Source organism: Pseudomonas sp. S1_G07 (assembly GCF_054668565.1).
The window spans coordinates 5,593,297-5,616,929 of the sequence record NZ_CP162778.1 but is presented as its reverse complement, the minus strand read 5'-3'; the positions used below and the strand labels follow the sequence as shown (position 1 = coordinate 5,616,929).

Annotated in this window: 25 protein-coding genes; 19 read left to right on the top strand and 6 right to left on the bottom strand. The window is 61.3% G+C overall.

Annotation, left to right across the window (positions count from 1 at the left end):
* Positions 1 to 16: 16 nt before the first annotated feature.
* The 9 genes from AB4O05_RS25560 (at position 17) to AB4O05_RS25520 (ending at position 8,554) form a co-directional block, all read left to right on the top strand.
* Positions 17 to 802, top strand: a complete 786-nt coding sequence (locus AB4O05_RS25560; RefSeq protein WP_460134659.1) for a TatD family hydrolase — start codon at positions 17 to 19, stop codon at positions 800 to 802.
* A gap of 447 nt (positions 803 to 1,249) precedes the next feature.
* On the top strand, positions 1,250 to 1,918 hold the full coding sequence (locus AB4O05_RS25555) for a TetR/AcrR family transcriptional regulator (protein ID WP_460134660.1): 669 nt from the start codon (positions 1,250 to 1,252) through the stop codon (positions 1,916 to 1,918).
* A gap of 114 nt (positions 1,919 to 2,032) precedes the next feature.
* Positions 2,033 to 3,001 carry a GTP 3',8-cyclase MoaA gene (locus AB4O05_RS25550; protein ID WP_460134661.1) on the top strand — a complete coding sequence of 323 codons (969 nt, stop codon included), beginning with the start codon at positions 2,033 to 2,035 and terminating at the stop codon, positions 2,999 to 3,001.
* A gap of 102 nt (positions 3,002 to 3,103) precedes the next feature.
* Positions 3,104 to 3,709 (top strand): DUF4823 domain-containing protein, encoded by a 606-nt coding sequence (locus AB4O05_RS25545; RefSeq protein ID WP_460134662.1) that lies wholly within the window; start codon positions 3,104 to 3,106, stop codon positions 3,707 to 3,709.
* 27 nt (positions 3,710 to 3,736) lie between these two features.
* The gene (locus AB4O05_RS25540; RefSeq protein WP_460134663.1) at positions 3,737 to 4,297 is read left to right on the top strand and encodes a DUF1285 domain-containing protein; all 561 of its coding nucleotides are present in this window, start codon (positions 3,737 to 3,739) and stop codon (positions 4,295 to 4,297) included.
* Between the two features lie 70 nt (positions 4,298 to 4,367).
* Complete coding sequence (locus AB4O05_RS25535; RefSeq protein WP_460134664.1) at positions 4,368 to 5,081, top strand: GntR family transcriptional regulator; 714 nt, start codon at positions 4,368 to 4,370, stop codon at positions 5,079 to 5,081.
* Entirely contained in the window at positions 5,078 to 6,079 is a 1,002-nt protein-coding gene (locus AB4O05_RS25530) for an ADP-ribosylglycohydrolase family protein (protein WP_460134665.1), read from the top strand. Before AB4O05_RS25535 ends, AB4O05_RS25530 begins: the two co-directional genes overlap by 4 nt.
* A gap of 98 nt (positions 6,080 to 6,177) precedes the next feature.
* Positions 6,178 to 7,644 (top strand): purine-cytosine permease family protein, encoded by a 1,467-nt coding sequence (locus tag AB4O05_RS25525; RefSeq protein WP_460134666.1) that lies wholly within the window; start codon positions 6,178 to 6,180, stop codon positions 7,642 to 7,644.
* Positions 7,637 to 8,554 (top strand): PfkB family carbohydrate kinase, encoded by a 918-nt coding sequence (locus tag AB4O05_RS25520; protein ID WP_460134668.1) that lies wholly within the window; start codon positions 7,637 to 7,639, stop codon positions 8,552 to 8,554. The genes AB4O05_RS25525 and AB4O05_RS25520 overlap by 8 nt, the downstream gene beginning before the upstream one ends.
* A 130-nt stretch (positions 8,555 to 8,684) precedes the next feature.
* On the opposite strand, the gene AB4O05_RS25515 is transcribed toward AB4O05_RS25520, so the two are convergent.
* The 3 genes from AB4O05_RS25515 to AB4O05_RS25505 are packed head-to-tail and all read right to left on the bottom strand — an operon-like array spanning position 8,685 to position 9,773.
* A complete protein-coding gene (locus AB4O05_RS25515; RefSeq protein WP_460134669.1) occupies positions 8,685 to 9,065 on the bottom strand; it encodes a Rho termination factor N-terminal domain-containing protein in 381 nt (126 codons plus the stop codon).
* A gap of 51 nt (positions 9,066 to 9,116) precedes the next feature.
* Positions 9,117 to 9,383, bottom strand: a complete 267-nt coding sequence (locus tag AB4O05_RS25510) for a hypothetical protein (RefSeq protein ID WP_460134670.1) — start codon at positions 9,381 to 9,383, stop codon at positions 9,117 to 9,119.
* Positions 9,384 to 9,434: 51 nt separating this feature from the next.
* The gene (locus AB4O05_RS25505; RefSeq protein ID WP_460134671.1) at positions 9,435 to 9,773 is read right to left on the bottom strand and encodes a hypothetical protein; all 339 of its coding nucleotides are present in this window, start codon (positions 9,771 to 9,773) and stop codon (positions 9,435 to 9,437) included.
* A 263-nt stretch (positions 9,774 to 10,036) separates the two neighbouring features.
* Here AB4O05_RS25505 and AB4O05_RS25500 point away from each other — a divergent pair, with 263 nt between their 5' ends.
* From AB4O05_RS25500 to AB4O05_RS25475, 6 genes are all read left to right on the top strand, one after another.
* Positions 10,037 to 10,516: an N-acetyltransferase family protein gene (locus tag AB4O05_RS25500; RefSeq protein ID WP_460134672.1), complete on the top strand. Its 480-nt coding sequence runs from the start codon at positions 10,037 to 10,039 to the stop codon at positions 10,514 to 10,516.
* A 176-nt stretch (positions 10,517 to 10,692) separates the two neighbouring features.
* Positions 10,693 to 11,514, top strand: coding sequence for an SDR family oxidoreductase (locus tag AB4O05_RS25495; RefSeq protein WP_460134673.1), 822 nt, complete (start codon positions 10,693 to 10,695; stop codon positions 11,512 to 11,514).
* 38 nt (positions 11,515 to 11,552) lie between these two features.
* On the top strand, positions 11,553 to 12,539 hold the full coding sequence (locus tag AB4O05_RS25490) for a substrate-binding domain-containing protein (RefSeq protein WP_460134674.1): 987 nt from the start codon (positions 11,553 to 11,555) through the stop codon (positions 12,537 to 12,539).
* A gap of 63 nt (positions 12,540 to 12,602) precedes the next feature.
* Positions 12,603 to 14,132, top strand: a complete 1,530-nt coding sequence (araG, locus tag AB4O05_RS25485) for an L-arabinose ABC transporter ATP-binding protein AraG (protein ID WP_460134675.1) — start codon at positions 12,603 to 12,605, stop codon at positions 14,130 to 14,132.
* Positions 14,133 to 14,141: 9 nt separating this feature from the next.
* A complete protein-coding gene (gene araH / locus AB4O05_RS25480; RefSeq protein WP_460136722.1) occupies positions 14,142 to 15,110 on the top strand; it encodes an L-arabinose ABC transporter permease AraH in 969 nt (322 codons plus the stop codon).
* A gap of 199 nt (positions 15,111 to 15,309) precedes the next feature.
* A complete protein-coding gene (locus AB4O05_RS25475; protein ID WP_460134676.1) occupies positions 15,310 to 16,113 on the top strand; it encodes an IclR family transcriptional regulator in 804 nt (267 codons plus the stop codon).
* On the opposite strand, the gene AB4O05_RS25470 is transcribed toward AB4O05_RS25475, so the two are convergent.
* Positions 16,114 to 17,166, bottom strand: a complete 1,053-nt coding sequence (locus tag AB4O05_RS25470) for an NAD(P)-dependent alcohol dehydrogenase (RefSeq protein ID WP_460134677.1) — start codon at positions 17,164 to 17,166, stop codon at positions 16,114 to 16,116. It lies immediately after the preceding gene.
* 224 nt (positions 17,167 to 17,390) lie between these two features.
* Here AB4O05_RS25470 and AB4O05_RS25465 point away from each other — a divergent pair, with 224 nt between their 5' ends.
* Positions 17,391 to 18,284 (top strand): AraC family transcriptional regulator, encoded by an 894-nt coding sequence (locus AB4O05_RS25465; RefSeq protein WP_460134678.1) that lies wholly within the window; start codon positions 17,391 to 17,393, stop codon positions 18,282 to 18,284.
* A 28-nt stretch (positions 18,285 to 18,312) separates the two neighbouring features.
* Here the strand turns inward: AB4O05_RS25465 and AB4O05_RS25460 are convergent, their stop codons facing one another.
* Positions 18,313 to 18,708, bottom strand: coding sequence for a hypothetical protein (locus AB4O05_RS25460; protein WP_460134679.1), 396 nt, complete (start codon positions 18,706 to 18,708; stop codon positions 18,313 to 18,315).
* Positions 18,709 to 18,892: 184 nt separating this feature from the next.
* Entirely contained in the window at positions 18,893 to 20,557 is a 1,665-nt protein-coding gene (locus AB4O05_RS25455; RefSeq protein WP_460134680.1) for an electron transfer flavoprotein-ubiquinone oxidoreductase, read from the bottom strand.
* Between the two features lie 505 nt (positions 20,558 to 21,062).
* On the opposite strand from AB4O05_RS25455, the gene AB4O05_RS25450 reads away from it, so the two are divergent.
* From AB4O05_RS25450 to AB4O05_RS25440, 3 genes are all read left to right on the top strand, one after another.
* Positions 21,063 to 21,812, top strand: coding sequence for an electron transfer flavoprotein subunit beta/FixA family protein (locus tag AB4O05_RS25450; protein WP_460134681.1), 750 nt, complete (start codon positions 21,063 to 21,065; stop codon positions 21,810 to 21,812).
* 2 nt (positions 21,813 to 21,814) lie between these two features.
* Positions 21,815 to 22,744: an electron transfer flavoprotein subunit alpha/FixB family protein gene (locus AB4O05_RS25445; RefSeq protein WP_460134682.1), complete on the top strand. Its 930-nt coding sequence runs from the start codon at positions 21,815 to 21,817 to the stop codon at positions 22,742 to 22,744.
* A 71-nt stretch (positions 22,745 to 22,815) separates the two neighbouring features.
* Positions 22,816 to 23,631 carry a substrate-binding periplasmic protein gene (locus AB4O05_RS25440; protein WP_460134683.1) on the top strand — a complete coding sequence of 272 codons (816 nt, stop codon included), beginning with the start codon at positions 22,816 to 22,818 and terminating at the stop codon, positions 23,629 to 23,631.
* The last annotated feature ends 2 nt before the right edge of the window (positions 23,632 to 23,633 follow it).

The following is a 23,633-nucleotide window of genomic DNA, read 5'->3' as shown; positions in this document are numbered from 1 at the left end:
TAAGTTGTAACTTCCTATGCTCGTAGATTCGCATTGCCACCTTGATCGCCTCGACCTCGCCCAGCATGGCGGTTCCCTCGACGCCGCGCTGCAAGCGGCCCGTCAGCGTGGGGTAGGGCACTTCCTGTGCATCGGCGTCAGCGCTGAAAACGCCGCCGACGTCAAAGCGCTTGCCGATCGCTACGCCGATGTGGATTGTTCGGTGGGTATCCACCCGCTGGACCTCAAGCCTGGAGAGGCGCCCGCGCTCGACTGGCTGCTGGGCGAGCTCAATCACCCACGCGTGGTGGCCATTGGCGAGACCGGCCTGGATTACCACTACGAACCCGAAGCCGCCGAGTTGCAGCAGGCATCGTTCCGTTTGCACCTGCAAGCCGCCCGGCAGACCGGCAAGCCGGTGATCGTCCACACCCGTGGCGCCCGTGCCGATACGCTCAGCCTGTTGCGCGAAGCCGCGTTGCCCCAGGCGGGCGTGTTGCATTGCTTCACCGAAGACTGGGACATGGCCAAGGCTGCGCTCGACCTGGGTTTCTATATTTCCTTGTCGGGTATCGTCACCTTCCGCAATGCCGATGCCCTGCGTGATGTGGCGCGGCAAGTGCCCGCGGATCGCCTGTTGGTGGAAACCGACTCGCCGTACCTGGCACCGATCCCCCATCGTGGCAAACCGAACCTGCCGGAGTACGTGCGTGACGTGGCCGATTACCTGGCGATGCTGCGCGGTGAATCCTACGAACGTTTTGCCGAGCAGACCACCGACAACTTCAAGCGTCTGTTCCCGCAGGCCCACGTCGCTTCGTAAGGCGGCGGCCAAATCGCAGGCAAAAAAAACCCGGCTTCTGGGGGGGAATCCGGGTTAAGACCATTAGGAGTAAAACAAGGGCACTCAGTCCGTCGGCACCCAGATCGGCGCTTCACTTGGGGGAGATGTCACGCCGACAGTTCAAGTATTGATCAGTATCTGATTCAGTCCAGTCGCGGTTGATCGGTTTTTAAACAGATTTGGAATACACGCGCTTCGCTTGAGTTCTCAGTGCGCAGGTGCACGGGTGTCCAGGCGGTGTATTGTTTCTGACTGATTTTGATCAAAACGTTGGCGCATTGAAAGTAAAGTGCCGGGTGGGGTCACATAGGCGTTGCCCAACGACCATTCAGTCGGGATAATCCCTCGCACTGGGTAAATCGTATCGCCACGTATCCGTGGCCCTGCGCAACCCTCCCTATTCCGACCTCTGCAGACCTCTTTCTCATGCATAAAGAACCCCGTAAGGTCCGTGAATTCCGCCGCCGTGAGCAGGAAATTCTCGACACCGCGCTCAAGTTGTTTCTCGAACAAGGCGAAGACAGCGTCACCGTTGAGATGATCGCGGACGCCGTGGGTATCGGCAAAGGCACGATCTACAAGCACTTCAAGTCCAAGGCCGAGATCTACCTGCGCCTGATGCTCGACTACGAGCGTGACCTGAACGAGCTGCTGCATTCGGCGGATGTCGACAAAGACAAGGAAGCCTTGTCCCGTGCTTATTTCGAGTTCCGCATGCGTGACCCTCAGCGCTACCGCCTGTTCGACCGCCTCGAAGAGAAGGTGGTCAAGGGCCATCAGGTACCGGAAATGGTCGAGGAGCTGCACAAGATCCGTGCCTCGAACTTCGAACGCCTGACCCTGTTGATCAAGGGCCGTATCAGCGAAGGCAAGCTCGAAGACGTGCCGCCATATTTCCACTACTGCGCCGCCTGGGCCTTGGTGCATGGCGCTGTGGCGCTGTACCACTCGCCATTCTGGAGCAATGTGCTGGAAGACCAGGAAGGGTTCTTCCAGTTCCTGATGGACATTGGCGTGCGCATGGGCAACAAACGCAAGCACAGCACCGAGCCGCCAGCCGTTGACGCCGCGCCCGCCGGCACGCCTGCCACGTAATCATTTACTGCCAGGCGTAGTACCCCAGGAATATACTCAGGCAAGGATCTTGCTAAAAGCTGAGTTATAAGTCAGTTTTTAGCGCGCCCGAATCATCCTCTGCCGGAGTGATCCATGATCGTTGATCGTCAAGGCAGGCGTTTTCGCAATTTGCGGATCAGCCTGACCTCAGCCTGTAATTACGCGTGTACCTACTGCGTGCCCAACGGCAAGCGGCTGGTGGCTGCCCAGGACGAACTCTCTGCCGAGGCCATGGCTCGTGGCGTGGCCTACCTGATCGAGGCCGCTGGCATCGAACGCCTGCGCATCACCGGCGGCGAGCCGCTGGTCAGCCCCAAGCTGGAGGCCTTCATGGGCGCTGTGGGGCAGATGGGGCTCAGTGATATCAGCCTGACCACCAATGGCCAACTGCTGGCGCGCAAACTGCCGCTGCTGGTGGACGCGGGGATTCGGCGCATCAATGTCTCCCTCGACACGCTCGACGCCGATGCCTTCCGCAGCATCGCCCGTGGCGGCGACCTGGCCACCGTGCTCGATGGCATGGACCAGGCCCGCGCCGCCGGGATCAAGATCAAGGTCAACATGGTGCCGTTGCGCGGCCAGAACCTCGACCAGGTGATGCCGCTGCTCGACTACTGCCTGGAGCGGGGCTACGAGCTGCGTTTTATCGAGTTGATGCGCATGGGCCACCTGGCCAAGGATTCCAATGCGTTCCTGCAGCAATTCGTCAGCCTGCAGCAACTGCTCAGCCTGATCGGCGAGCACCACGAATACCTGCAGGCCAATGCGCCCGTGGATGCCACGGCGGTGCGCTACGAAGTGCCGGGCAAAGGCTTCTTTGGCGTGATCGCCAACGAAAGCGTGCCGTTCTGCCGCACCTGTTCGCGGCTGCGGCTGTCGTCCACCGGGTGGCTGCATGGCTGCCTGTCGTCGAGCAATCGCCACTATGTCGGCGACCTGCTGGACAAACCTCGCCACCAGGCGCTGCCGGCCCTGCAGGGCCTGCTGGTGAAGGCCCTGGGTGATAAGCAGGAGGTGGCATTCTCCGGCGGTGCGACGATCATGAAGATCATCGGCGGCTGAGACGCGCTCGCTCCAATGTGGTGGCGGCGGTGTTGAATGGCGCGGATTCTGCATCTCGTGCCCATTCGCCGGTTTTCCGTCACCGGCTTCTGGAGGATTAGGATGCGTAGTCTGGTTTTGTTGCTGGCGTCATTGACGCTGGGTGGCTGCATGACCGTCAGCGATATAGCCGAAGGCACCCGCTATCAGATGAGCGACGCCGGGTTGCTCGACCATAGCGATACCCACCGCACAGCCTCGATTCGTGTGCAGCCGGACTCCTTTATCTTTATCGCCCAAGGCGCCTTCGTGCCGCCGGGCAGCGCGTACCCGCGACCGAACGTGGTGGCCGAAGAAGCCTTCAACGGGTTCGTCGAGTATTTCCCCATGGTGCGTCGCGCTCGTCAGCCCGAAGGCCTGGAGCAAGCCATGGCCGAAGCCCGCGCGGCGGGTGCCCACTACCTGTTGTACTGCCGCTTTGCCAAGGCAGATGACCGTATCGGCAACGCGGATGAATGGACCGATCAGCAGGCGCTGGACCGGGTTGGCCTGGACAGCGGCGTGATCCAGGTCATGTTGATCGAGACCAGCACCCAGTATTTGATTGATACTGCACGCATTCGCAGTCGTGGCGGTTTACTGACGTTCCACGACAACAAGCCGGAAGACCTGATCGCCCGCCCGCTGGCGCAATATGCTCGCGGCCTGCTGGGCATGAGTGACCAGTAAGGCCTGCACGTAAATAAGGAGAACCCCATGAGTGATTCCGCCAAGGCCAATGACCTGTTGGCTCAGTTGCCCAAAGGCAAGGGGCCGGCGCCGGTGCACCTGTGGAATCCGGATTTCTGCGGCAACATTGACATGCGCATCGCCCGCGACGGCACCTGGTTTTACCAGGGCACGCCGATCGGGCGTAAACCGATGGTCAAGTTGTTCTCCAATATCCTTCGCCGCGATGGCGATGATTACTTCCTGGTGACTCCAGTGGAAAAAGTCGGCATTCGCGTCGATGATGCGCCCTTTGTGGCGGTGATGCTCGACGTCGAAGGCCAGGGCCAAAGCCAGGTGCTGCGCTTTACCACCAACGTCGACGAGCAAATCGAAGCCGATATCGAGCACCCACTGCGGGTCGTGATCGATCCCGTCACCCAGGAACCGTCTCCCTATCTGCGGGTGCGCACCAACCTCGAAGCCCTGGTGCACCGCAACGTGTTCTACCAATTGGTGGCGTTGGCGGTGAGTCGTCCGATCAACGGTCAGAACTGGCTGGGCGTATGGAGCGGCGGGACGTTTTTCCGTATCGGCCTGGAGCCCTGAGGCCGGGTTTTTTATCTCCCTGAAATAATTCGCTTGCTGCAAACGGCCGCTTTCGGTTATCACTTTGTACATGATTAAACATGTCCGATTTGATAAGAAAAAACGCGTCGTTGACGAACTCATCCGCCGTATCGAGGGTGGGCTGATAGCCGACGGTTTCCTGCTGCCGGGCGAGCATCAATTGGCCGAAGAGTTTGCGGTCAGTCGCGGCACCCTGCGTGAAGCCCTCGCCGAGCTCAAAAGGCGCAATTACATTGCCACCCAAAGCGGCGTCGGCTCCATCGTCACGTTTGACGGTATCGTGCTCGATCAAAACAGCGGTTGGGCCCAGGCCTTGGCGGACACCGGTGCCCTGGTGACCACCGATATCCTGCGCCTTGAAGCCGCGACGCGCGCCGATCTGTTCAGCCGTTTCGGCACCGACCAATTTATCGCCCTCGACCGCCGTCGGCGTACCACCGATGGCACCGCAGTTTCCCTGGAGCGTTCGCTGATGCCGGCGTCCGGCGGCCTGGAAAGCCTGCCTCGGGTTGGACTGATCGATGATTCCCTGACCATCACCCTGGCGGCCTACGGCTACATCGGTGCCGAGGGTGACCAGTGGATCGGCGCCGAGCCCTTGAGCGATGAAGACGCCGAGCTGCTTGGCCGCCCGGCGGGCAGCGTGTTTCTCAAGGCTTCACGCACCACCTACGACCGTCGCGGGCGCTTCATGGAGTACGTCGAAAGTTTGCTCGACCCGCTGCACTTTCGTCTGCACCTGCAGTTTGGATCGTCGAAATGACCCCGCATACCCGTGCCCTCGGCGCCTTCTATGGCCTGGCCCTGGGCGATGCACTGGGCATGCCCACCCAGTCCTTGAGCCGTGAGCAAGTGCAACAGCGCTTCGGTGCCATCACCGAGTTGCAGGCTGCCGACGCCGACCAGCCCATCGCCCCGAATATGCCCGCCGGTTCCATTACCGATGACACCGAACAGGCAATCCTGGTCGGCGAGTTGCTGGTGGAAGGCCAAGGCAAGATCGAACCCTCCGTACTCGCCCAACGCCTGATCGACTGGGAAGCGGTGATGCGCGCCAAGGGCTCTCAGGATTTGCTGGGCCCTTCGACCAAACGCGCGATCGACATGATCCTCGCCGGCCACACCCCGGAAGAGTCCGGGCGCTACGGCACCACCAATGGCGCCGCGATGCGCATCACCCCGGTGGGAATTGCCGCCGATGTGCGCGACACGGCACCGTTTATCCAGGCGGTGATCCAGGCCTGCCAGGTCACCCACAACACCACCTTGGGCATCTCCAGCGCGGCGGCGGTGGCGGCGGTGGTGTCTGCGGGTATCAACGGTGTCGATCTGGGCGAAGCCCTCAATATCGGCACCCAGGTCGCCCAGCAGGCCGAACGTCATGGCCATTGGGTTGCCGGTGGGCGCCTCTCCACGCGCATCAGTTGGGCGCGTACCTTGAGCGTCGGCAGTGGCGACAAGGCCTTGTTCGCTGACCTGCTGTACGAATTGATCGGCACCTCCGTCGCCTCCCAGGAGTCGGTGGTGGTGTCGTTTGCCCTCGCCCAGCAAGTCGCGGTCGGGGACATGAACGCGTTCGAAGCCCTGTGCGTGGCCGCCAGCCTGGGCGGCGATACCGACACCATCGCCGCGATGCTGGGCGCGATGCTGGGGGCGTGCCTGGGCATGCAGTGCTGGCCTGCGGCTATGATCGAACAGGTCAAACAGGTTAATGGCCTGAATCTGCAGCCGCTGGTCCAAGGGTTGCTCGCTATGCGCTAAGCGCCGTCGTTCAAAATGTGGGAGCAGGCAAGCACCCACATTGACCGCGTTGACTATCTGCCACAACCACAACAATACCGGCACCAGGAGCAACTTTCATGAGCAGCACTTCTTCCGGCCAAAGCGCCGGGCAATTGGAAACACGCGGCATCGAACCGGTCCCGGAAGGTGAGTGCAACGGCCATCCGCTGCAACTGTTCTGGGTCTGGTTCGCGGCCAATATCAGCATCCTCGGCTTGCCACTCGGCGCCACGCTGGTGGCGTTCCGTGGCCTGGCGATCTGGCAGGCCGTGATCGTGGCGGTCCTCGGCGCCGCCGGCTCTTTCGCGGTGGTGGGCATCATCTCCATCGCCGGTCGTCGTGGCCGGGCGCCCAGCCTGACGTTGTCCCGCGCGATCTTCGGCGTGCGCGGCAATATCGGCCCGACGCTGGTGTCGCTGATGTCGCGCCTGGGCTGGGAAACCGTCAACACCACCACTGCCGCCTTCGTGTTGCTGTCGTTGTGTTCGATCCTGTTCCATTCGCCTGTCGAGGCAAAAAGCGCACCGCTGCTGACCCTGCTGTTCATCGGTATTTTCGTGCTGCTGACCCTGGCCGTGTCGGGCCTGGGGCACGCCACCTTGCTGGTGATCCAGAAGTGGGCCACCTATGTGTTCGGTGCGTTGAATATCCTGGTGGGCGGCTTCCTCTGCGCCACCATCGACTGGAGCGCTGTGTTCAATGCCACTCCCGCGCCGCTGAGCGCGATGATCATCGGCGTCGGCACCATGGCCGCTGGTACCGGTATCGGCTGGGCCAATGCCGGCGCCGACATGTCGCGCTACCAGCACCGCAGCGTCAAGGCTGTGCGTTTGGTGGCGTCCGCCGCATTTGGCGCGGGTATTCCGCTGGTGCTGCTGATCACCCTCGGCGGCCTGCTGTCGGTGGGCAATAACGACCTGGCTTCGGCCACCGACCCGATCATCGCGATCCGCGACATGCTGCCGACCTGGATGGCCGTACCGTACCTGATCACCGCGTTTGGCGGGTTGCTGCTGTCCAACAACCTGTCGGTGTATTCGGCGGGCCTCACCACGCTGACCCTCGGCTTGAAGGTCAAGCGTGTGCACGCGGTGATCGTCGACATCGTGGCGATCTTTGCCGGTTCGATTTACTTCATGCTGATCGCCGACAGTTTCTACGGCCCGTTCATCACCTTTATCTCGTTGCTGGCAGTGCCGATCACCGCGTGGGTGGGCATCTTCGTGGTCGATCTGATCCACCGCCACCACTACAGCGCCAAGGACCTGCTCGACGTCAGCCCGAGCAGCGCCTACTGGTATCGCGGCGGGGTGGAATGGCGTGCCTTCGGCGCCTGGGCCGTGGCCATTGTGCTGGGCTTCAGCTTCACCACCATCGGCACCACCGCCGAGAACATCTGGTTTGCCGGGCCGTTGTCCGACTCCTGGTTGGGCCATAACGGCCTGGGCTGGATCGTCACTTTCCTGGTGGCCGGCGGGCTGTATGCGGTACTGGGCGGCGCGGCCGACCGTCGTCCGGCGTTGGTAGAGCGTCACAATGTCTAGATTGCTGCATACCGGCCAGGTCATCATCGACCTGGTCATGGCCCTCGATACCTTGCCTGCCACTGGCGGCGACGTGCTGGCGCACTCGGCCAACTTCGAAGCCGGCGGCGGGTTTAATGTGATGGCGGCGGCACGGCGTAACGGTATGTCGGTGGTGTATCTCGGGCGTCACGGCACCGGTCGCTTCGGCGATCTGGCGCGGGCGGCGATGCAGGCCGAGGGGATTGAGATGGCCCTGGCGGCCAGTAGCAACAAGGACACCGGTTTGTGTGTGTCACTGACCGAGGCCAGCACTGAACGCACCTTCATTTCCCATCTCGGTGCCGAAGGCGAGCTGAGTGCCGAGGACCTGGCCAACGTCGCGCCGAACCAGGGTGACTATGTGTATGTCAGCGGCTACAGCTTGCTCATGGAGGGCAAAGCCCGGCAACTGATCGACTGGCTGCTGGCATTGCCACGCAACATCACCGTGGTGTTCGACCCAGGCCCGCTGGTCAAGGCGCCGGACTCGCCCTTGATGCGCGAGTTGTTGCCGCGTATCGACATCTGGACCAGCAACGGTCCTGAGGCATTGGCATTTACCGGCGCGGCGGGCATTGCCGCTGCGCTGCCCGCTCTCAACCGGCATCTGCCCGCCAACACGTTGTTGGTGGTGCGCGATGGGCCGAACGGTTGCTGGGTCGGGCGGGGGCATGACATTGAGCACGTGCCAGGCTTCAAGGTGCAGGCCGTGGACAGCAATGGCGCGGGCGATGCGCATGCCGGGGTGTTTATTGCCGGGTTGGCCAAGGGCTTGAAACCCGCTGAAGCGGCACGCCGGGCGAATGCGGCGGCAGCATTGGCGGTGACGCGCTGGGGGCCGGCGACCTCTCCCGGCACTGCCGAAGTCGACTCATTGGTTGCTCATTAGACACACACAAAAATGTGGCAGCCGGCTTGCCTGCGATAGCGGTGGGTCAGCGACTAAAGTATTGGCTGATACACCGCTATCGCAGGCAAGCCAGCTCCTGCATTGATTTTGTGGTGTCTGGAGAGCCAGGTCAGCCTGCCTTTTTCAGTGCCTCGATCAGCTCATCCTTGCGCATTGTCGAGCGCCCTGGAATATCCTTGGCCCGCGCTTCTTTCATGAGGCTTGCCTTGGTCTGAGTCCCCAGCGAAGCACGGCTGCTGCGCGGGTGACCTTCGCGGCTGGCCGCCGCCCGTTTGGCTGACTCGCTTTGATCCTGAGTCTTCTTCGCCGGCGCCTTGCGCCGGCCCGAACCTCCGGCTTTTTCGCCACCGCCCGACTGCTTGTTCACGGTGGCCCAGGCGCGGGCCTCGGCTTCTGCCTTGGGCACGCCTTTGTGCTCATAACTGTCTTCGATATGCGCCGCCTTGCGCTTCTGTTCGGTGGTGTATTTGGCTTTGCTTCCACGAGGCATCGCGATACTCCTTCTGGCCCCCGGTATCAGGGCCAGACCAGGCAAAATGGATTACTGAGGGCGTTCGCCGTCGAGCTTGCGCGCCTCATCTACGCCAGACGCGGTCAGCTTGATCGGCAGGTTCAACGAATACTCTCCGGCGTCGTCGGTGGTCACATGACCATCCTTGATCAACCCGCGGTCTTGCAGGAAAGCCAAGACACTGGCCACCTCTTTTTCTCCGCGGTAGTTGTCCAGTACCTCCTTGCCCAAGCCTTGCGGGTGAGCATGCAGCAGGCGGGTGAGGACTTCTTTTTCAAGGTTTCTATCGACGTTCATGCGTACCTCTTCACTGGGAAATGATCGGCTGTTCGTCTTGCGTTCGAAGCGTTAAGGCGTGGATTGCTTGGGCGCGCCTGGCAGATTCGAATCGTCGCCCTTATTGATCTTCGGCTCATTGACCGACGGGCCCATCTTGCCGTTGCCGACGGCGGCCGGTGCCTGGCGCTGTGTGTCATGGCCCTGGGTGCGCGGGTCTGCGCCGTTAGTGTTGTCGATGACGGCGCCGCCATTGGTATCCAGGCCGGTGCCCATGGATTTTTGCGACTCGGTGGTGGCATCCGGCGTGGGATCGGTCGGGCCGGTGGTCGAGCTGGCGGCAAAGGCGCTCAGCGACGCGGCGGACAGCAGGCCGGTGAGGGCGAGGGCAGCAAACTGGGTGTTTTTCATGAGGGTGTCTCCTTAGGATTATTGTCCTTACCCTGTATTGGTCAGCCCCCGTTTTGCGTTGGTGCCTGGGTGGCGACGAACGGTATCAGCGCACCTGTAAGATTTTGTGTGACGCGGCCCGTCGCCACACCAGGCTGAACAACAGCAGCGCCTGGGACGTAGTCCCAGCCAGTACCTGGTTGACCACCAGCGCCTTAAATTGCACTGCAATCAGTCACGAAAGCGCCTTAGTATGTGTGCTTTGAAATTGCCAAGGCTCGCCCATGACCATCGAGATTCGCCCCGCCGTGCCCAGCGATGCTGCGCAGATCCTGACGTTTATCACCGAACTTGCCGAGTACGAGAAGGCTCGGCATGAAGTGATCGCCAGCGTGGTGGACATTGAACGCAGCCTGTTCAGCGAAGGCGCCACCGCCCATGGCCTGATCTGCTTGCGCGACGGCTTGCCGATCGGGTTTGCGGTGTTCTTTTTCAGCTATTCCACGTGGCTGGGCAGCAACTGCCTGTACCTCGAAGACCTCTACATCAACCCCGAACAACGCGGCGGCGGGGCGGGCAAGAAGTTGCTGCGCCACTTGGCCAGGATTGCCTTCGATAACGGTTGCGGGCGGTTCGAGTGGAGCGTGCTGGACTGGAACGAGCCGGCAATTGCCTTCTACAAGTCCATTGGTGCGCAACCGCAGGAAGAGTGGGTGCGCTACCGCATGGAAGGGGATGCATTGCGCGACTTTGCCTTGGGCTGATGCCACGCTGCTGAAACCCTGAAGATCCAAGTGTGGGAGCGAGCAAGATCGCTCCCACATTATTTTTGTCTTGTATCAATATATGGGATGCAAATTTATATATTGAGATGTTTCTGAATCTGGGTTTATAGTCGGCGGCATCAGCACTCACTACCAAAAATAAAACAGGTGACGCGATGCAGGCACACCCTCTGTCACTCCCCGCCGTGCCCGAGCCCACTTACGGCGAGCGGCTCAAAGGCAAGGTGGTGATCATCACCGGCGCCGCCCAAGGTATTGGCGAGGCGATCGTCGCGTGTTTCCAGGCCCAGCAGGCGCGCCTGGTCATCGCCGATATCCAGGGTGAAAAGGTCGAGCGCGTTGCCGCCCATTGGCGCGAACGTAGCGCCGACATTTACGCGCAAGCCGTCGACATCACCTCCAAGGCGCAGTGGCAGGCGCTGGTCAATACCGCCATCGAGCGCTACGGTCGCGTGGATGTGCTGGTCAACTGCGCCGGCGTCAATGTGTTCCGCGACCCGCTGGAAATGACCGATGAAGACTGGCGCCGCTGTTTCGCCATCGACCTCGACGGCGCCTGGTTCGGCTGCCGTACGGTACTTCCGCACATGATCGAGCAGGGCATCGGCAACATCATCAACATCGCTTCCACCCATTCCAGCCACATCATTCCCGGCTGCTTCCCGTACCCGGTGGCCAAGCACGGCCTGCTGGGGCTTACTCGCGCCCTCGGCATCGAATATGCGTCCAAGGGCATTCGGGTGAATGCCATCGCGCCGGGCTATATCGAAACCCAGCTCAACGTCGACTACTGGAACGGTTTCGCCGACCCCCACGCCGAGCGTCAGCGCGCCTTCGACCTGCACCCGCCCAAGCGTATCGGCCAGCCGGTGGAGGTGGCGATGACCGCGTTGTTTCTGGCGACCGACGAAGCGCCCTTTATCAATGCCACCTGCCTGATGATCGATGGCGGGCGGTCGGTGATGTACCACGACTAGAACTTGTCACTCTCCAATAACAACAAGAGGTGCCATTCATGAAAAAAGCTCTACGCGTTCTCGCTGCCGCTGTTGCCCTCAGCAGCCTCACCACCCTGGTATCCGCCGAAGAAGTGAAAATCGGTTTCCTGGTCAAACAGGCCGAGGAGCCGTGGTTCCAGACCGAATGGGCCTTTGCCGAAAAAGCCGCCAAGGACAAGGGTTTCGAACTGATCAAGATCGCCGTGCCCGATGGCGAGAAAACCCTCTCGGCCATCGACAGCCTGGCCGCCAACGGCGCCAAGGGCTTCGTGATCTGCCCGCCGGATGTGTCCCTCGGCCCGGCCATCGTCGCCAAGGCCAAGCTCAACGGCATGAAGGTCATGGCGGTGGACGACCGTTTCGTCGATGCCAAGGGCAACTTCATGGAAGACGTGCCGTACCTGGGCATGGCCGCCTTCGAAGTGGGCCAGAAGCAAGGCGCCGCCATGGCCGCCGAAGCGAAGAAGCGTGGCTGGGACTGGAAGGAGACCTACGCGGTGGTCAGCACCTTCAATGAACTCGATACCGGCAAGAAGCGCACCGACGGTTCGATCAAGTCCCTGGAAGAGGCTGGCATTCCTAAAGATCACATCCTCACCGCCCCGCTGAAAACCCTCGACGTCCCCGGCAGCATGGACTCCGTCAACTCGGCCCTGGTCAAACTGCCGCGCGGCGCGAAAAACCTGATCATCGGTGGCATGAACGACAACACCGTGCTCGGCGGCGTGCGCGCCACTGAAAGTGCCGGCTTTGCCGCCGCCAACGTGATCGGCATCGGCATCAACGGCACCGACGCCATCGGCGAATTGAAGAAAGCCAACAGCGGCTTCTTCGGCTCGATGCTGCCAAGCCCGCATATCGAAGGCCGCAAAACGGCGGAGATGATGTACGAGTGGGTGACCAAGGGCACCGAACCACCGAAGTACACAGCCATGGATGAAGTGACGCTGATCACCCGTGAGAACTTCAAGCAGGAACTGGAAAAGATCGGCCTGTGGAAGTAAGGCGGTTCGCTTTCCTCGGCAGCCCTGGTAACAGGGCTGCCTGATCGGTGTGATGAGGTGGTTATGCACGCGCAAGTCAATGAACAACATACGACCGGGGCCAGTCTGCGGTTTGACGGTATCGGCAAAACCTTCCCCGGGGTCAAGGCGCTGGACGGCATCAGCTTCAGCGCCCACCCAGGGCAGGTGCATGCGCTGATGGGCGAGAACGGCGCGGGCAAGTCGACGCTGCTGAAGATATTGGGCGGTGCCTATATCCCCAGCAGCGGCACGGTGCAGATCGGCGCGCAGACCATGGCCTTCAAATGCGCTGCCGACAGCATCGCCAGCGGCGTGGCGGTGATCCACCAGGAACTGCACCTGGTGCCGGAAATGACCGTGGCCGAGAACCTGTTTCTCGGGCACTTGCCGGCGCGCTTTGGTGTGGTCAACCGGGGCCTGCTGCGCAAGCAGGCCCTGGCCTGTCTCAAGGGCCTGGCCGATGAAATCGACCCGCAAGAGAAACTTGGGCGCCTGTCCCTGGGCCAGCGCCAACTGGTGGAAATCGCCAAGGCGCTGTCCCGTGGCGCCCATGTGATTGCCTTCGACGAACCCACCAGCAGTCTGTCGGCGCGCGAGATCGACCGGCTGATGGCGATCATCACGCGCCTGCGCGACGAGGGCAAAGTGGTGCTGTACGTGTCGCACCGCATGGAAGAGGTGTTCCGCATCTGCAACGCGGTGACGGTGTTCAAGGATGGCCGCTACGTGCGCACCTTCGACGACATGAGCGCGTTGACCCACGACCAGTTGGTGACCTGCATGGTCGGCCGCGATATCCAGGACATCTACGACTACCGCCCGCGTGAACACGGCGAGGTGGCGCTCAAGGTCGACGGCCTGCTCGGCCCTGGCCTGCGTGAGCCGGTCAGTTTCCAGGTGCGCAAAGGTGAAGTCCTTGGCCTGTTCGGGCTGGTGGGGGCCGGGCGCACCGAGCTGCTGCGCCTGCTCAGTGGCCTGGAGCGCGCCAGCGCCGGCAGCCTGGCATTGTGTGGCGAGCCACTGCACCTGCGCTCACCGCGCGATGCCATCGCCGCCGGTGTGCTGCTGTGCCCCGAGGACCGCAAGAAGGAAGGCATCATCCCGCTGTCCAGCGTCGCCGAAAACATCAACATCAGCGCGCGGGGTGCCCATTCCGCGTTCGGCTGGCTGCTGCGCGACCGCTGGGAAACGGGCAACGCCGAGCAGCAGATCCAGGCGATGAAAGTCAAAACCCCGAACGCCGCGCAGAAGATCATGTACCTGTCCGGCGGCAACCAGCAAAAGGCCATTCTCGGTCGCTGGCTGTCGATGCCGATGAAGGTGCTGCTGCTGGATGAGCCGACACGGGGCATCGATATCGGCGCCAAGTCGGAGATCTACCAGATCATCCACAACCTGGCGGCCCAGGGCATTGCGGTGATTGTGGTGTCCAGCGACCTGATGGAAGTGATGGGCATCTCCGACCGCATCCTGGTGCTGTGCGAGGGCACCCTGCGTGGCGAGCAACTGCGTGAACATGCCACTGAATCCAACCTGCTGCAGCTGGCCTTGCCGCGCCGCGTGACGAACTGAGAGACGACCATGAATACTCAAAACAACGCGTTGCCGAGCGCACGCAAACCCCTCGATATACGCGCGCTGCTCGACAACTGGGCGATGCTGCTGGCGGCGGTGAGCATTTTTGTCCTGTGCGCCTTGCTGATCGACAACTTCCTCTCGCCGTTGAACATGCGCGGCCTGGGCCTGGCGATTTCCACCGTGGGCATCGCCGCCTGCACCATGCTGTTCTGCCTGGCCTCGGGGCACTTCGACTTGTCGGTGGGCTCGGTGATCGCCTGCGCCGGCGTGGTCGCGGCGATTGTGATGCGCGACACCGAGAGCGTGATGCTGGGTATCGGCGCGGCGCTGCTGATGGGCCTGATCGTCGGGCTGATCAACGGCATCGTGATTGCCAAACTGCGGGTCAACGCGCTGATCACCACCTTGGCGACCATGCAGATCGTGCGCGGCCTGGCCTACATTTTTGCCGACGGCAAAGCGGTGGGCGTGTCCCAGGATCAATTCTTCATCTTCGGTAACGGCCAGCTGTTTGGCGTGCCGGTGCCGATCCTGATCACTATCCTGTGCTTCCTGTTTTTCGGCTGGCTGCTCAACTACACCACCTACGGGCGCAACACCATGGCCATCGGCGGCAACCCGGAAGCGGCGCTGCTGGCCGGGGTGAACGTTGATCGCACCAAGATCATCATCTTTGCCGTGCACGGCCTGATCGGCGCACTGGCCGGAGTGATCCTCGCCTCGCGCATGACCTCGGGCCAACCGATGATCGGCCAGGGCTTCGAACTTACGGTGATCTCGGCGTGCGTGCTGGGCGGGGTGTCGTTGAGCGGCGGGATCGGCATGATCCGCCATGTGATTGCCGGGGTGCTGATCCTGGCGATCATCGAGAACGCGATGAACCTGAAGAACATCGACACGTTTTATCAGTACGTGATCCGCGGTTCGATCCTGTTGCTGGCGGTGATTATCGACCGCATGAAGCAACGCTAAGTCATGCCCTGTGAGGACTAAATGTGGGAGCGGGCTTGCTCGCGATGGCGATGTATCAGTCAATGCATCTTTGACTGATACATCGCTTTCGCAGGCAAGCCAGCTCCTACGGTTTAATCGGCGGCAAGCCCGCTCCCACAATAAGGCAGCGGCATTTGCCATAATGCCGCTCGTTTTCGTACCACCACATAGGCCCGATATGCAGGAAAATGCCCACACCCCCGCCAAAGACGCCGCGCCCACCGGCACCCAGACCTTGTTGCGTGGCCTGGGCGTGGTGCAGGCGGTGGCGGCCGGTGCGCGGGATTTGAAAGAGATCGCCCGGCGCATCGGCACGACCCGCAGCACCACTCACCGCCTGGCCAGTTGCCTGGTGGACGAGCGCTATTTGCGCGTGGTGCCGCAAGTCGGTTACCTGCTGGGGCCGAAGTTGATCGAACTGGGGTTCCAGGCCCGCGAAGAGTTGCCGTTGGTGACCTTGGCGGTGCCCTACCTGGACGAGTTGTCGGCGCTGACCGGCGACACCATCCACCTGGCGATCCGTGAATACGACGATGTGCTCTACCTGCATAAGAACCCAGGGCGCAACGGCCCGGAAATGCGCTCGCGGGTCGGCCACCGCATGCCGCTGGCGCGCACGGGCGTGGGCAAGGCGATGTTGCTGGACGACTCGGTGCAGGAGTGGCAACGCTTATACGAAACCAGCCTGCCGGCGGGTGGGAAAAACCTGCAATGGCCACAGCACCCGGAACAGTCCTGGGCGCAGTTCGAGCAGCGCATGCATGAATACGTGGCGGGCGGATACGCGTTCGATCTGGAAGACAACGAACCGTCGATCCGTTGCGTCGCGGCACCGGTGCGCGATGCCAGCCGGCGAATCGTCGCCGGCATCAGCATCGCCAGTACCGTGCCCTATATGCCGCTGGAGAAAATGGCCGAGCTGATCCCGGTGATCAAGCAAGTCGCAGCACGGCTGTCAGCGGAGTTGGGCGCGAAGGTCTGATCAGGCCTTCAAGGTCGCCATGTCGATGACAAAGCGGTACTTCACATCGCCCGCGATCATGCGGGTATAGGCCTCGTTGATCTGGCGAATGTCGAGCATTTCGATGTCGCAGGTGATGCCATGCTCGGCGCAGAAATCCAGGACTTCCTGGGTTTCGGCAATGCCACCGATCAAGGAACCGGCCAGCACTTTGCGCCCCAGCACCAGCTTGGCAGCGTTGACCGGCGGGTCGACCGGCTCGATCAAACCGACCAGGATATGCACACCGTCAAAGCGCAACACATCCAGGTAGGGGTTCAGATCGTGCTGCACCGGGATGGTGTCCAGCAGGAAGTCGAAATGCCCGGCGGCGGCTTTCATCTGTTCGGCGTCGGTGGACACGATCACGTGATCGGCGCCCTGGCGACGACCTTCTTCGGCCTTGCTCGCGGAACGGGTGAACAGCGTGACTTCCGCGCCCATGGCCTTGGCGAACTTGATGCCCATGTGGCCCAGGCCGCCCATGCCGAGAATCCCGACTTTATCGCCCGCCTTGACGCCGTAGTGCTTGAGCGGCGAGTAGGTGGTGATGCCGGCGCACAGGATCGGCGCGGCGCTGGCCGGGTCGAGCGTGGCCGGGATCTTCACCACAAAGTGTTCGCTGACCACGATGCTGTCGGAGTAGCCGCCCATGGTGTTGCTGCCATCCACGCGGTCGGGGGTGGCATAAGTCATGGTCGGGCCTTCGAGGCAGTATTGCTCCAGGTTCGATTGGCACGCCTGACAGTGACGGCACGAATCGACCATGCAGCCCACGCCGACCAGGTCGCCGACTTTATGCGCGGTAACGCTGGCGCCGACGGCGGTGACTTTGCCGACGATCTCGTGGCCCGGCATCAGCGGGTACACGGCAATGCCCCATTCGTTGCGTGCCTGGTGGATGTCGGAGTGGCAGACGCCGCAGTACAGAATCTCGATGGCCACATCATCGGCGCGCGGGCTGCGGCGTTCAAACGACATGGGGGCGAGGGGAGTGGTAGCCGACTGAGCGGCATAACCGATGGCGGTGTACATAGGGAGACCTCGCAAAAAGCGGTGACAAGTGAGGTGGGCCATTCTCCCCACCCACCCTGCACACCGCTATGGCGATTGCTCCGAGTCTCATGCCTAAAGCTCCGAAGGGCAGCTAAAAGCGGCAAGCTCCAAGCGGCAAGCTATAAACTGCGTACTTTCTTGCAGCTTGTGGCTTGATGCTTGTCACCCTGCGCCGAGTCGTGAATCTTCTGAGAGCTGCTTTTATGTTGTTGACCCGCCATCTCGACGCCAACGCCACACTGGTGTCCTTGATTGAGGGGCTCACGCCCCGCGACGGTTTCTCACCGACCCACCTGCCCGGCGTGCAGGTATTGCGCGCCAGTTGTGATGTGGCACGTGGCCCGCAGATCTACGAGCCGAGCCTGATGTTCGTGGCCCAGGGCAGCAAAGTCGCGTACCTGGGCCCGCGTACGCTGGAGTACGGCGCCGGGCATTACTTGATCCAGGCGATGCCGGTACCGTTCGAGTGCGAGACCTTTGCCATGGCACCCGGTGCGCCGCTGCTGGGGGTGACGGTGGGCATCGATCGTGTGGTGCTGGGGGAACTGGTGATGGCCATGGGGATGCAGGCCGGGCCGCCGCCAACCGCGCAGACCCTGGAGTCGATGAGTTCGGTGGTGCTCGATGAGGCGATGCGTGGGGCTGTCGAGCGCCTGTTGCAGTGCCTGCACGATCCGCTGGAAAGCCGGATCATGGGCCCGGCGCGGGTGCGCGAATTGCTGTTCACCGCGTTGCGCGGCCCCCAGGCTGACGTACTGCGTGCGCTGGTGGAACAACAGGGCCAATTCTCGCGGATTGCCACGTCGTTGAATCACCTGCATGCGCACTTCGCCGAGCCGCTGAATATCGAGACCCTGGCCGGCTACGCACACATGAGTGCGTCGACTTTTCACGAGCACTTCAAGCGCTGCACGCTGTTGTCGCCGGTGCAGTACCTCAAGCGCTTGCGCCTGCTCAAGGCTCAACAATTGTTGCTGGTGGAAGGCATGGGCGTGGCCCAGGCAGCGCACAGCGTGGGGTATCAGAGTACATCGCAGTTCAGTCGCGAATATAAGCGCTACTTCGAGCGCAATCCCGGCGAAGAGCGCGCGGCGTAGAGGCGCGCAGTATTTCGGTGCCGACTGTTTACGGAAATTCGATCGCGCAGCTGGTGGGCTTGCTGCTTTGGCATTCGTTGCTCCTCCAGTTGTTATTGTTGGCGGGAGTAGCGCTCTGAACCGGGTTCAGCTGCAATTCCAGGGTGACAGCTGCGTCGACTTTGCTTTTATAGCGGCAAGCGACTTTTTGATCGTCAATCAATGCGCCCGCGAACTCATAAGCTTTCAGATTGCGCGGGGTTTCCTGCTCTTCAGTCTCCTGCCATATGGCACCGTTCGGCGCTTTGGCGGTGTAACTGTGCCAGCCTTCCTCAGATGACTTATGTTCAATGCGTTCAGGCTTGGGGCAAATAACCGACTGTGCATAGGTGTTGCTGGTGAGCGCTATAAAGGTGAGCAAGCCGGTGATTAACTTGACGTCCATGGCAGTCGTTTCCTTTCAGGGGGGTGTCATGGTGGTGTTTAAACCAGGGAATGCCAACTGGTATAAATGACAGTTCTTTATATGGGTTTGGAATTTTTGCTTATAAAAAAGATGAACTTTGGAATAAACAGTCTGGATAACAAAAAGGCCCCCATTCGGGAGCCTTGATGTTCGTGCGACGGACTTACATATTCGGGTAAGTCGGCCCACCCGCGCCTTCGGGCGTGACCCAGGTAATGTTCTGCGACGGGTCCTTGATGTCGCAGGTCTTGCAGTGCACGCAGTTCTGGGCGTTGATCTGGAAGCGCTTTTCGCCGTCTTCCTGGGTGATCACTTCATACACGCCGGCCGGGCAGTAGCGTTGCGCCGGTTCATCGTAGAGCGGCAGGTTGGTGCCAATCGGGATGCTGGGGTCCTTGAGTTTCAAGTGGCACGGCTGTTCTTCTTCGTGGTTGGTACCGGAGATGAACACCGAACTCAGCTTGTCGAAGCTCAGCTTGCCGTCGGGCTTGGGGTAGTCGATCTTCGTGCTGTCTTTTGCCAGCTTCAGGCAGGCGTAGTCCGGCCGGGTGTCGTGCAGGGTGAACGGCATTTTGCCGCCCATGATGTTCTGGTCGAACCAGTTGAAGCCGGCACCGATGATCGGGCCGAACTTGTGCATCGCCGGGCCGAAGTTACGGGTGGCGAACAATTCTTCGTAGAGCCAGCTGTTCTTGAAGCTGTCGACATAGGCGCTCAGTTCATCACCGCCTTCGGATTCGGCAAACAGGCGGTCGGCCACGGCGTCGGCGGCGAGCATGCCGGACTTCATCGCGGTGTGGCTGCCTTTGATCTTGGCGAAGTTCAGGGTGCCGAGGTCGCAACCGATCAGCGCGCCGCCCTTGAAGACCATCTTCGGCAGCGAGTTCAGGCCACCTTTGCAGATGGCTCGCGCGCCGTAACTGATGCGCTTGCCGCCTTCGAGGTACTGGGCCAGCACCGGGTGATGCTTGAGGCGCTGGAACTCATCGAACGGTGACAGGAAGGCATTGCTGTAGGACAGGTCGACGATCAGGCCAACCACCACCTGGTTGTTTTCCAGGTGATAGAGGAACGAGCCACCGGTGTTTTCGTTGCGCATGATGTCCAGCGGCCAGCCGGCGGTGTGCACCACCAGGCCGGGCTGATGCTTGGCCGGGTCGATTTCCCAGATTTCCTTGAGGCCGATGCCGTAGTGCTGGGCGTCGGCGTCGCTGTCCAGGTTGAAGCGCTGGATCAGTTGCTTGCCGATGTGGCCACGGCAGCCTTCGGCGAACAGCGTGTACTTGCCACGCAGCTCCATGCCGGGGGTATAGAGGCCTTCTTTCGGGTTGCCTTCACGGTCGACACCGAGGTCGCCTGTGATGATCCCGCGCACCACGCCGTTCTCGTCGAACAGCGCTTCCTGGGCGGCGAAGCCTGGGTAGATTTCCACGCCCAGGTTCTCGGCCTGCTGGGCCAGCCAGCGGCACAGGTTGCCCAGGGAAATGATGTAGTTGCCTTCGTTGTGCATGGTCTTGGGCACAAAGAAGTCGGGCACCTTGGTCGAGGTGTCGGCGCTGCGCAGCACATAGATGTCATCGCGCACCACGGGGGTGTTGAGCGGGGCGCCGAGCGCCTTCCAGTCCGGGAACAGTTCGTTGAGGGCGCGGGGTTCGAACACGGCGCCGGAGAGGATGTGTGCGCCGACTTCGGAGCCTTTTTCGACCACGCAGACGCTGATGTCCTTACCGGCTTCGGCGGCCTTCTGCTTCAGTCGGCAGGCGGCGGACAGGCCCGCCGGGCCAGCGCCGACGATGACCACGTCGAATTCCATGTATTCGCGTTCCACAGGCTATCTCCTACTCAAGGCTCAACAGGCTTTTTTTCTAATGGGTGGAGGTGCGGTGTCGTCTTGCGGCAACGGCAAGACCCACCTTTCTCTCTAGGTGGCGCATTATATATAGACCACTGCCAGCGTCCAATACAAACGTTTGTTTGAATCGGACGCAGGCTAGGTAAATCAAAGCAACGCGGCTTATGACTGGCCATTTTGCCGTATTGACCAGAATAAGCGTTCCGGTCAAGATACGGTCGGTTTTGCGCTTAGCGTAGGCAAACTGCAGGTTTCAAGAGCACGTCCAAAAGCGAAACAGGTGACGCACGCCCACACGCCGGCGCGCAGTTTACACGCCGCGATAAAGAATGACCTCTCGGTCCCCACTGACGAACGGTCACTACTTCTCCATCGCCGAGTCACTGCCGACGCTTTTGGAGGTGCCCTTGTGTGCCGATGAGCATCAACCGCCAGGTTCGCCTAGGCGACTTTCTTTTCACCGGAGAGTAACGAGGAATCCATGAAGGTTCTTGTAGCTGTCAAACGCGTTGTCGATTACAACGTGAAAGTTCGCGTCAAGGCGGACAATTCCGGCGTCGACCTTGCTAACGTCAAGATGTCGATGAACCCATTCTGTGAAATCGCCGTGGAAGAAGCCGTACGCCTGAAAGAGAAAGGCGTAGCGACTGAAATCGTGGTGGTGTCCATCGGCCCGACCACGGCTCAAGAGCAGTTGCGTACCGCCCTGGCACTGGGCGCCGACCGCGCGATCCTGGTCGAGTCCGCTGAAGAGCTGACCTCCCTGGCCGTGGCCAAGCTGCTCAAGGCTGTTGTCGACAAGGAACAGCCTCAGTTGGTGATCCTCGGCAAACAAGCCATCGACAGCGACAACAACCAGACTGGCCAGATGCTGGCTGCGCTGACCGGTTACGGCCAGGGTACCTTCGCTTCCAAAGTGGAAGTGAGCGGCGACACGGTTGCCGTGACCCGCGAAATCGACGGCGGCGCGCAGACGGTTTCGCTGAAACTGCCGGCCATCGTCACCACTGACCTGCGTTTGAACGAGCCGCGCTATGCGTCGCTGCCAAACATCATGAAAGCCAAGAAGAAGCCTCTCGAAGTGCTGACTCCGGATGCTTTGGGCGTTTCCACCGCCTCCACCAACAAGACCGTCAAAGTCGAAGCGCCGGCAGCACGCAGCGCGGGCATCAAGGTCAAGTCGGTGGCTGAACTGGTCGAGAAACTGAAAAACGAAGCGAAGGTAATCTAACCATGACTATCTTGGTAATCGCAGAACACGACAACAAAGTGCTGGCTCCGGCCACCCTGAACACTGTGGCTGCTGCCGCCAAAATCGGTGGTGACATCCACGTACTGGTCGCCGGTCAGGGCGCTGGCGCCGTGGCTGAAGCGGCCGCGAAAATCGCGGGCGTGAGCAAAGTCCTCAACGCTGACAATGCGGCTTACGCGCATCAGCTGCCGGAAAACGTCGCCCCTCTGGTTGCAGAGCTGGGCGCCGGCTACAGCCACATCCTGGCTGCCGCCACCTCCAACGGCAAAAACATCCTGCCACGCGTTGCCGCGCAACTGGACGTTGACCAGATCTCCGAGATCATCTCGGTTGAAAGCGCCGACACCTTCAAGCGCCCGATCTATGCCGGTAACGCCATCGCGACCGTACAGTCCAATGCTTCGGTAAAAGTCATCACCGTGCGCGCCACCGGTTTCGACCCGGTTGCCGCCGACGGTGGTTCGGCTGCCGTTGAAGCCGTTTCCGCTGCCCACGACGCCGGCACTTCCAGCTTCGTTAGCGAAGAGCTGGCCAAGTCGGATCGTCCTGAGCTGACCGCTGCCAAGATCGTCGTTTCCGGCGGCCGTGGCATGCAGAACGGCGACAACTTCAAGCATCTGTACGCCCTGGCCGACAAGCTCGGCGCGGCCGTCGGCGCTTCCCGCGCGGCGGTCGACGCAGGTTTCGTACCCAACGACATGCAGGTCGGCCAGACCGGCAAGATCGTCGCGCCACAGCTGTACATCGCCGTCGGTATCTCCGGCGCAATCCAGCACCTGGCCGGTATGAAAGACTCCAAAGTGATCGTTGCGATCAACAAGGACGAAGAAGCACCGATCTTCCAGGTGGCCGATTACGGCCTGGTGGCGGACTTGTTCGAAGCGGTGCCTGAGTTGGAGAAGCTGGTCTAATCCAGCCGCTTCACTTATAAAGAGCCCGGTCTTATGACCGGGTTTTTTTTTGATCATCGGAGAACCACGCCATGGAATTGCGTCCCTGGGCTTTACTGCTGGGCCTTGCACTGCTGCCGAGCCTGTCGCAGGCCGCCGGCAAATGTGAGCGCCTGGTGATCACTGGCAGCCCGGACGCACCGCCCCTGCTGTGGCGCGATCCCCAGGACCCAACCCACCTGATCGGTGCCACCGCCGATGTATTACAGCAGGTGGCCAAGGATCTCGGTGTGAAAATCGACCTGCTCTACGGCGGCAAGCGTTCGCAGGCCCTGGACGAGGTACGCAGCGGGCGCATGGATATGTTTGCCGACGCCCCGCTGAACCACGCAGAACTGGAAAACTTCGACTATATCCACCCAGCCCTGGTGCAGACCGACTCTGTGGTCTGGACACGTAAAGACTCTGCCCTGGTCTATGCCACGGCGACCGATCTGCAGGGTTTCAAGGGCGCGGTGTCGGAGCGTGCGCGCCTGAGTCGTGCGTTCGAAACCGTCGCCAGCCAGCAACTTACCCTGCAACGATTCCCGACCCTGACGCCGGCCTTCCAGAAACTGCTGCTGGGCGAGGTGGACTACGTACTCGCCGGACGCTATTCCGGCATGGCCATGGCCCAGACGCTGGGCATGAGCAACGACCTGGTCGCCCGCGATATGCCCATCGATCAATCCGGCCTGTATCTGGCGATTTCCCACAACTCGGCCTGCAATGATCCGTGGTTGCGCGGACAGCTCGCCAGAAAGATGACAGAATTGCCCGGGTCTGGTGTCGCACACGCTGCGCTGCAGCGCAATCTGGAGCGCTGGAAAGCACAGTTGCAACAACCCGTCGGCACCCCAACACAGTAGGG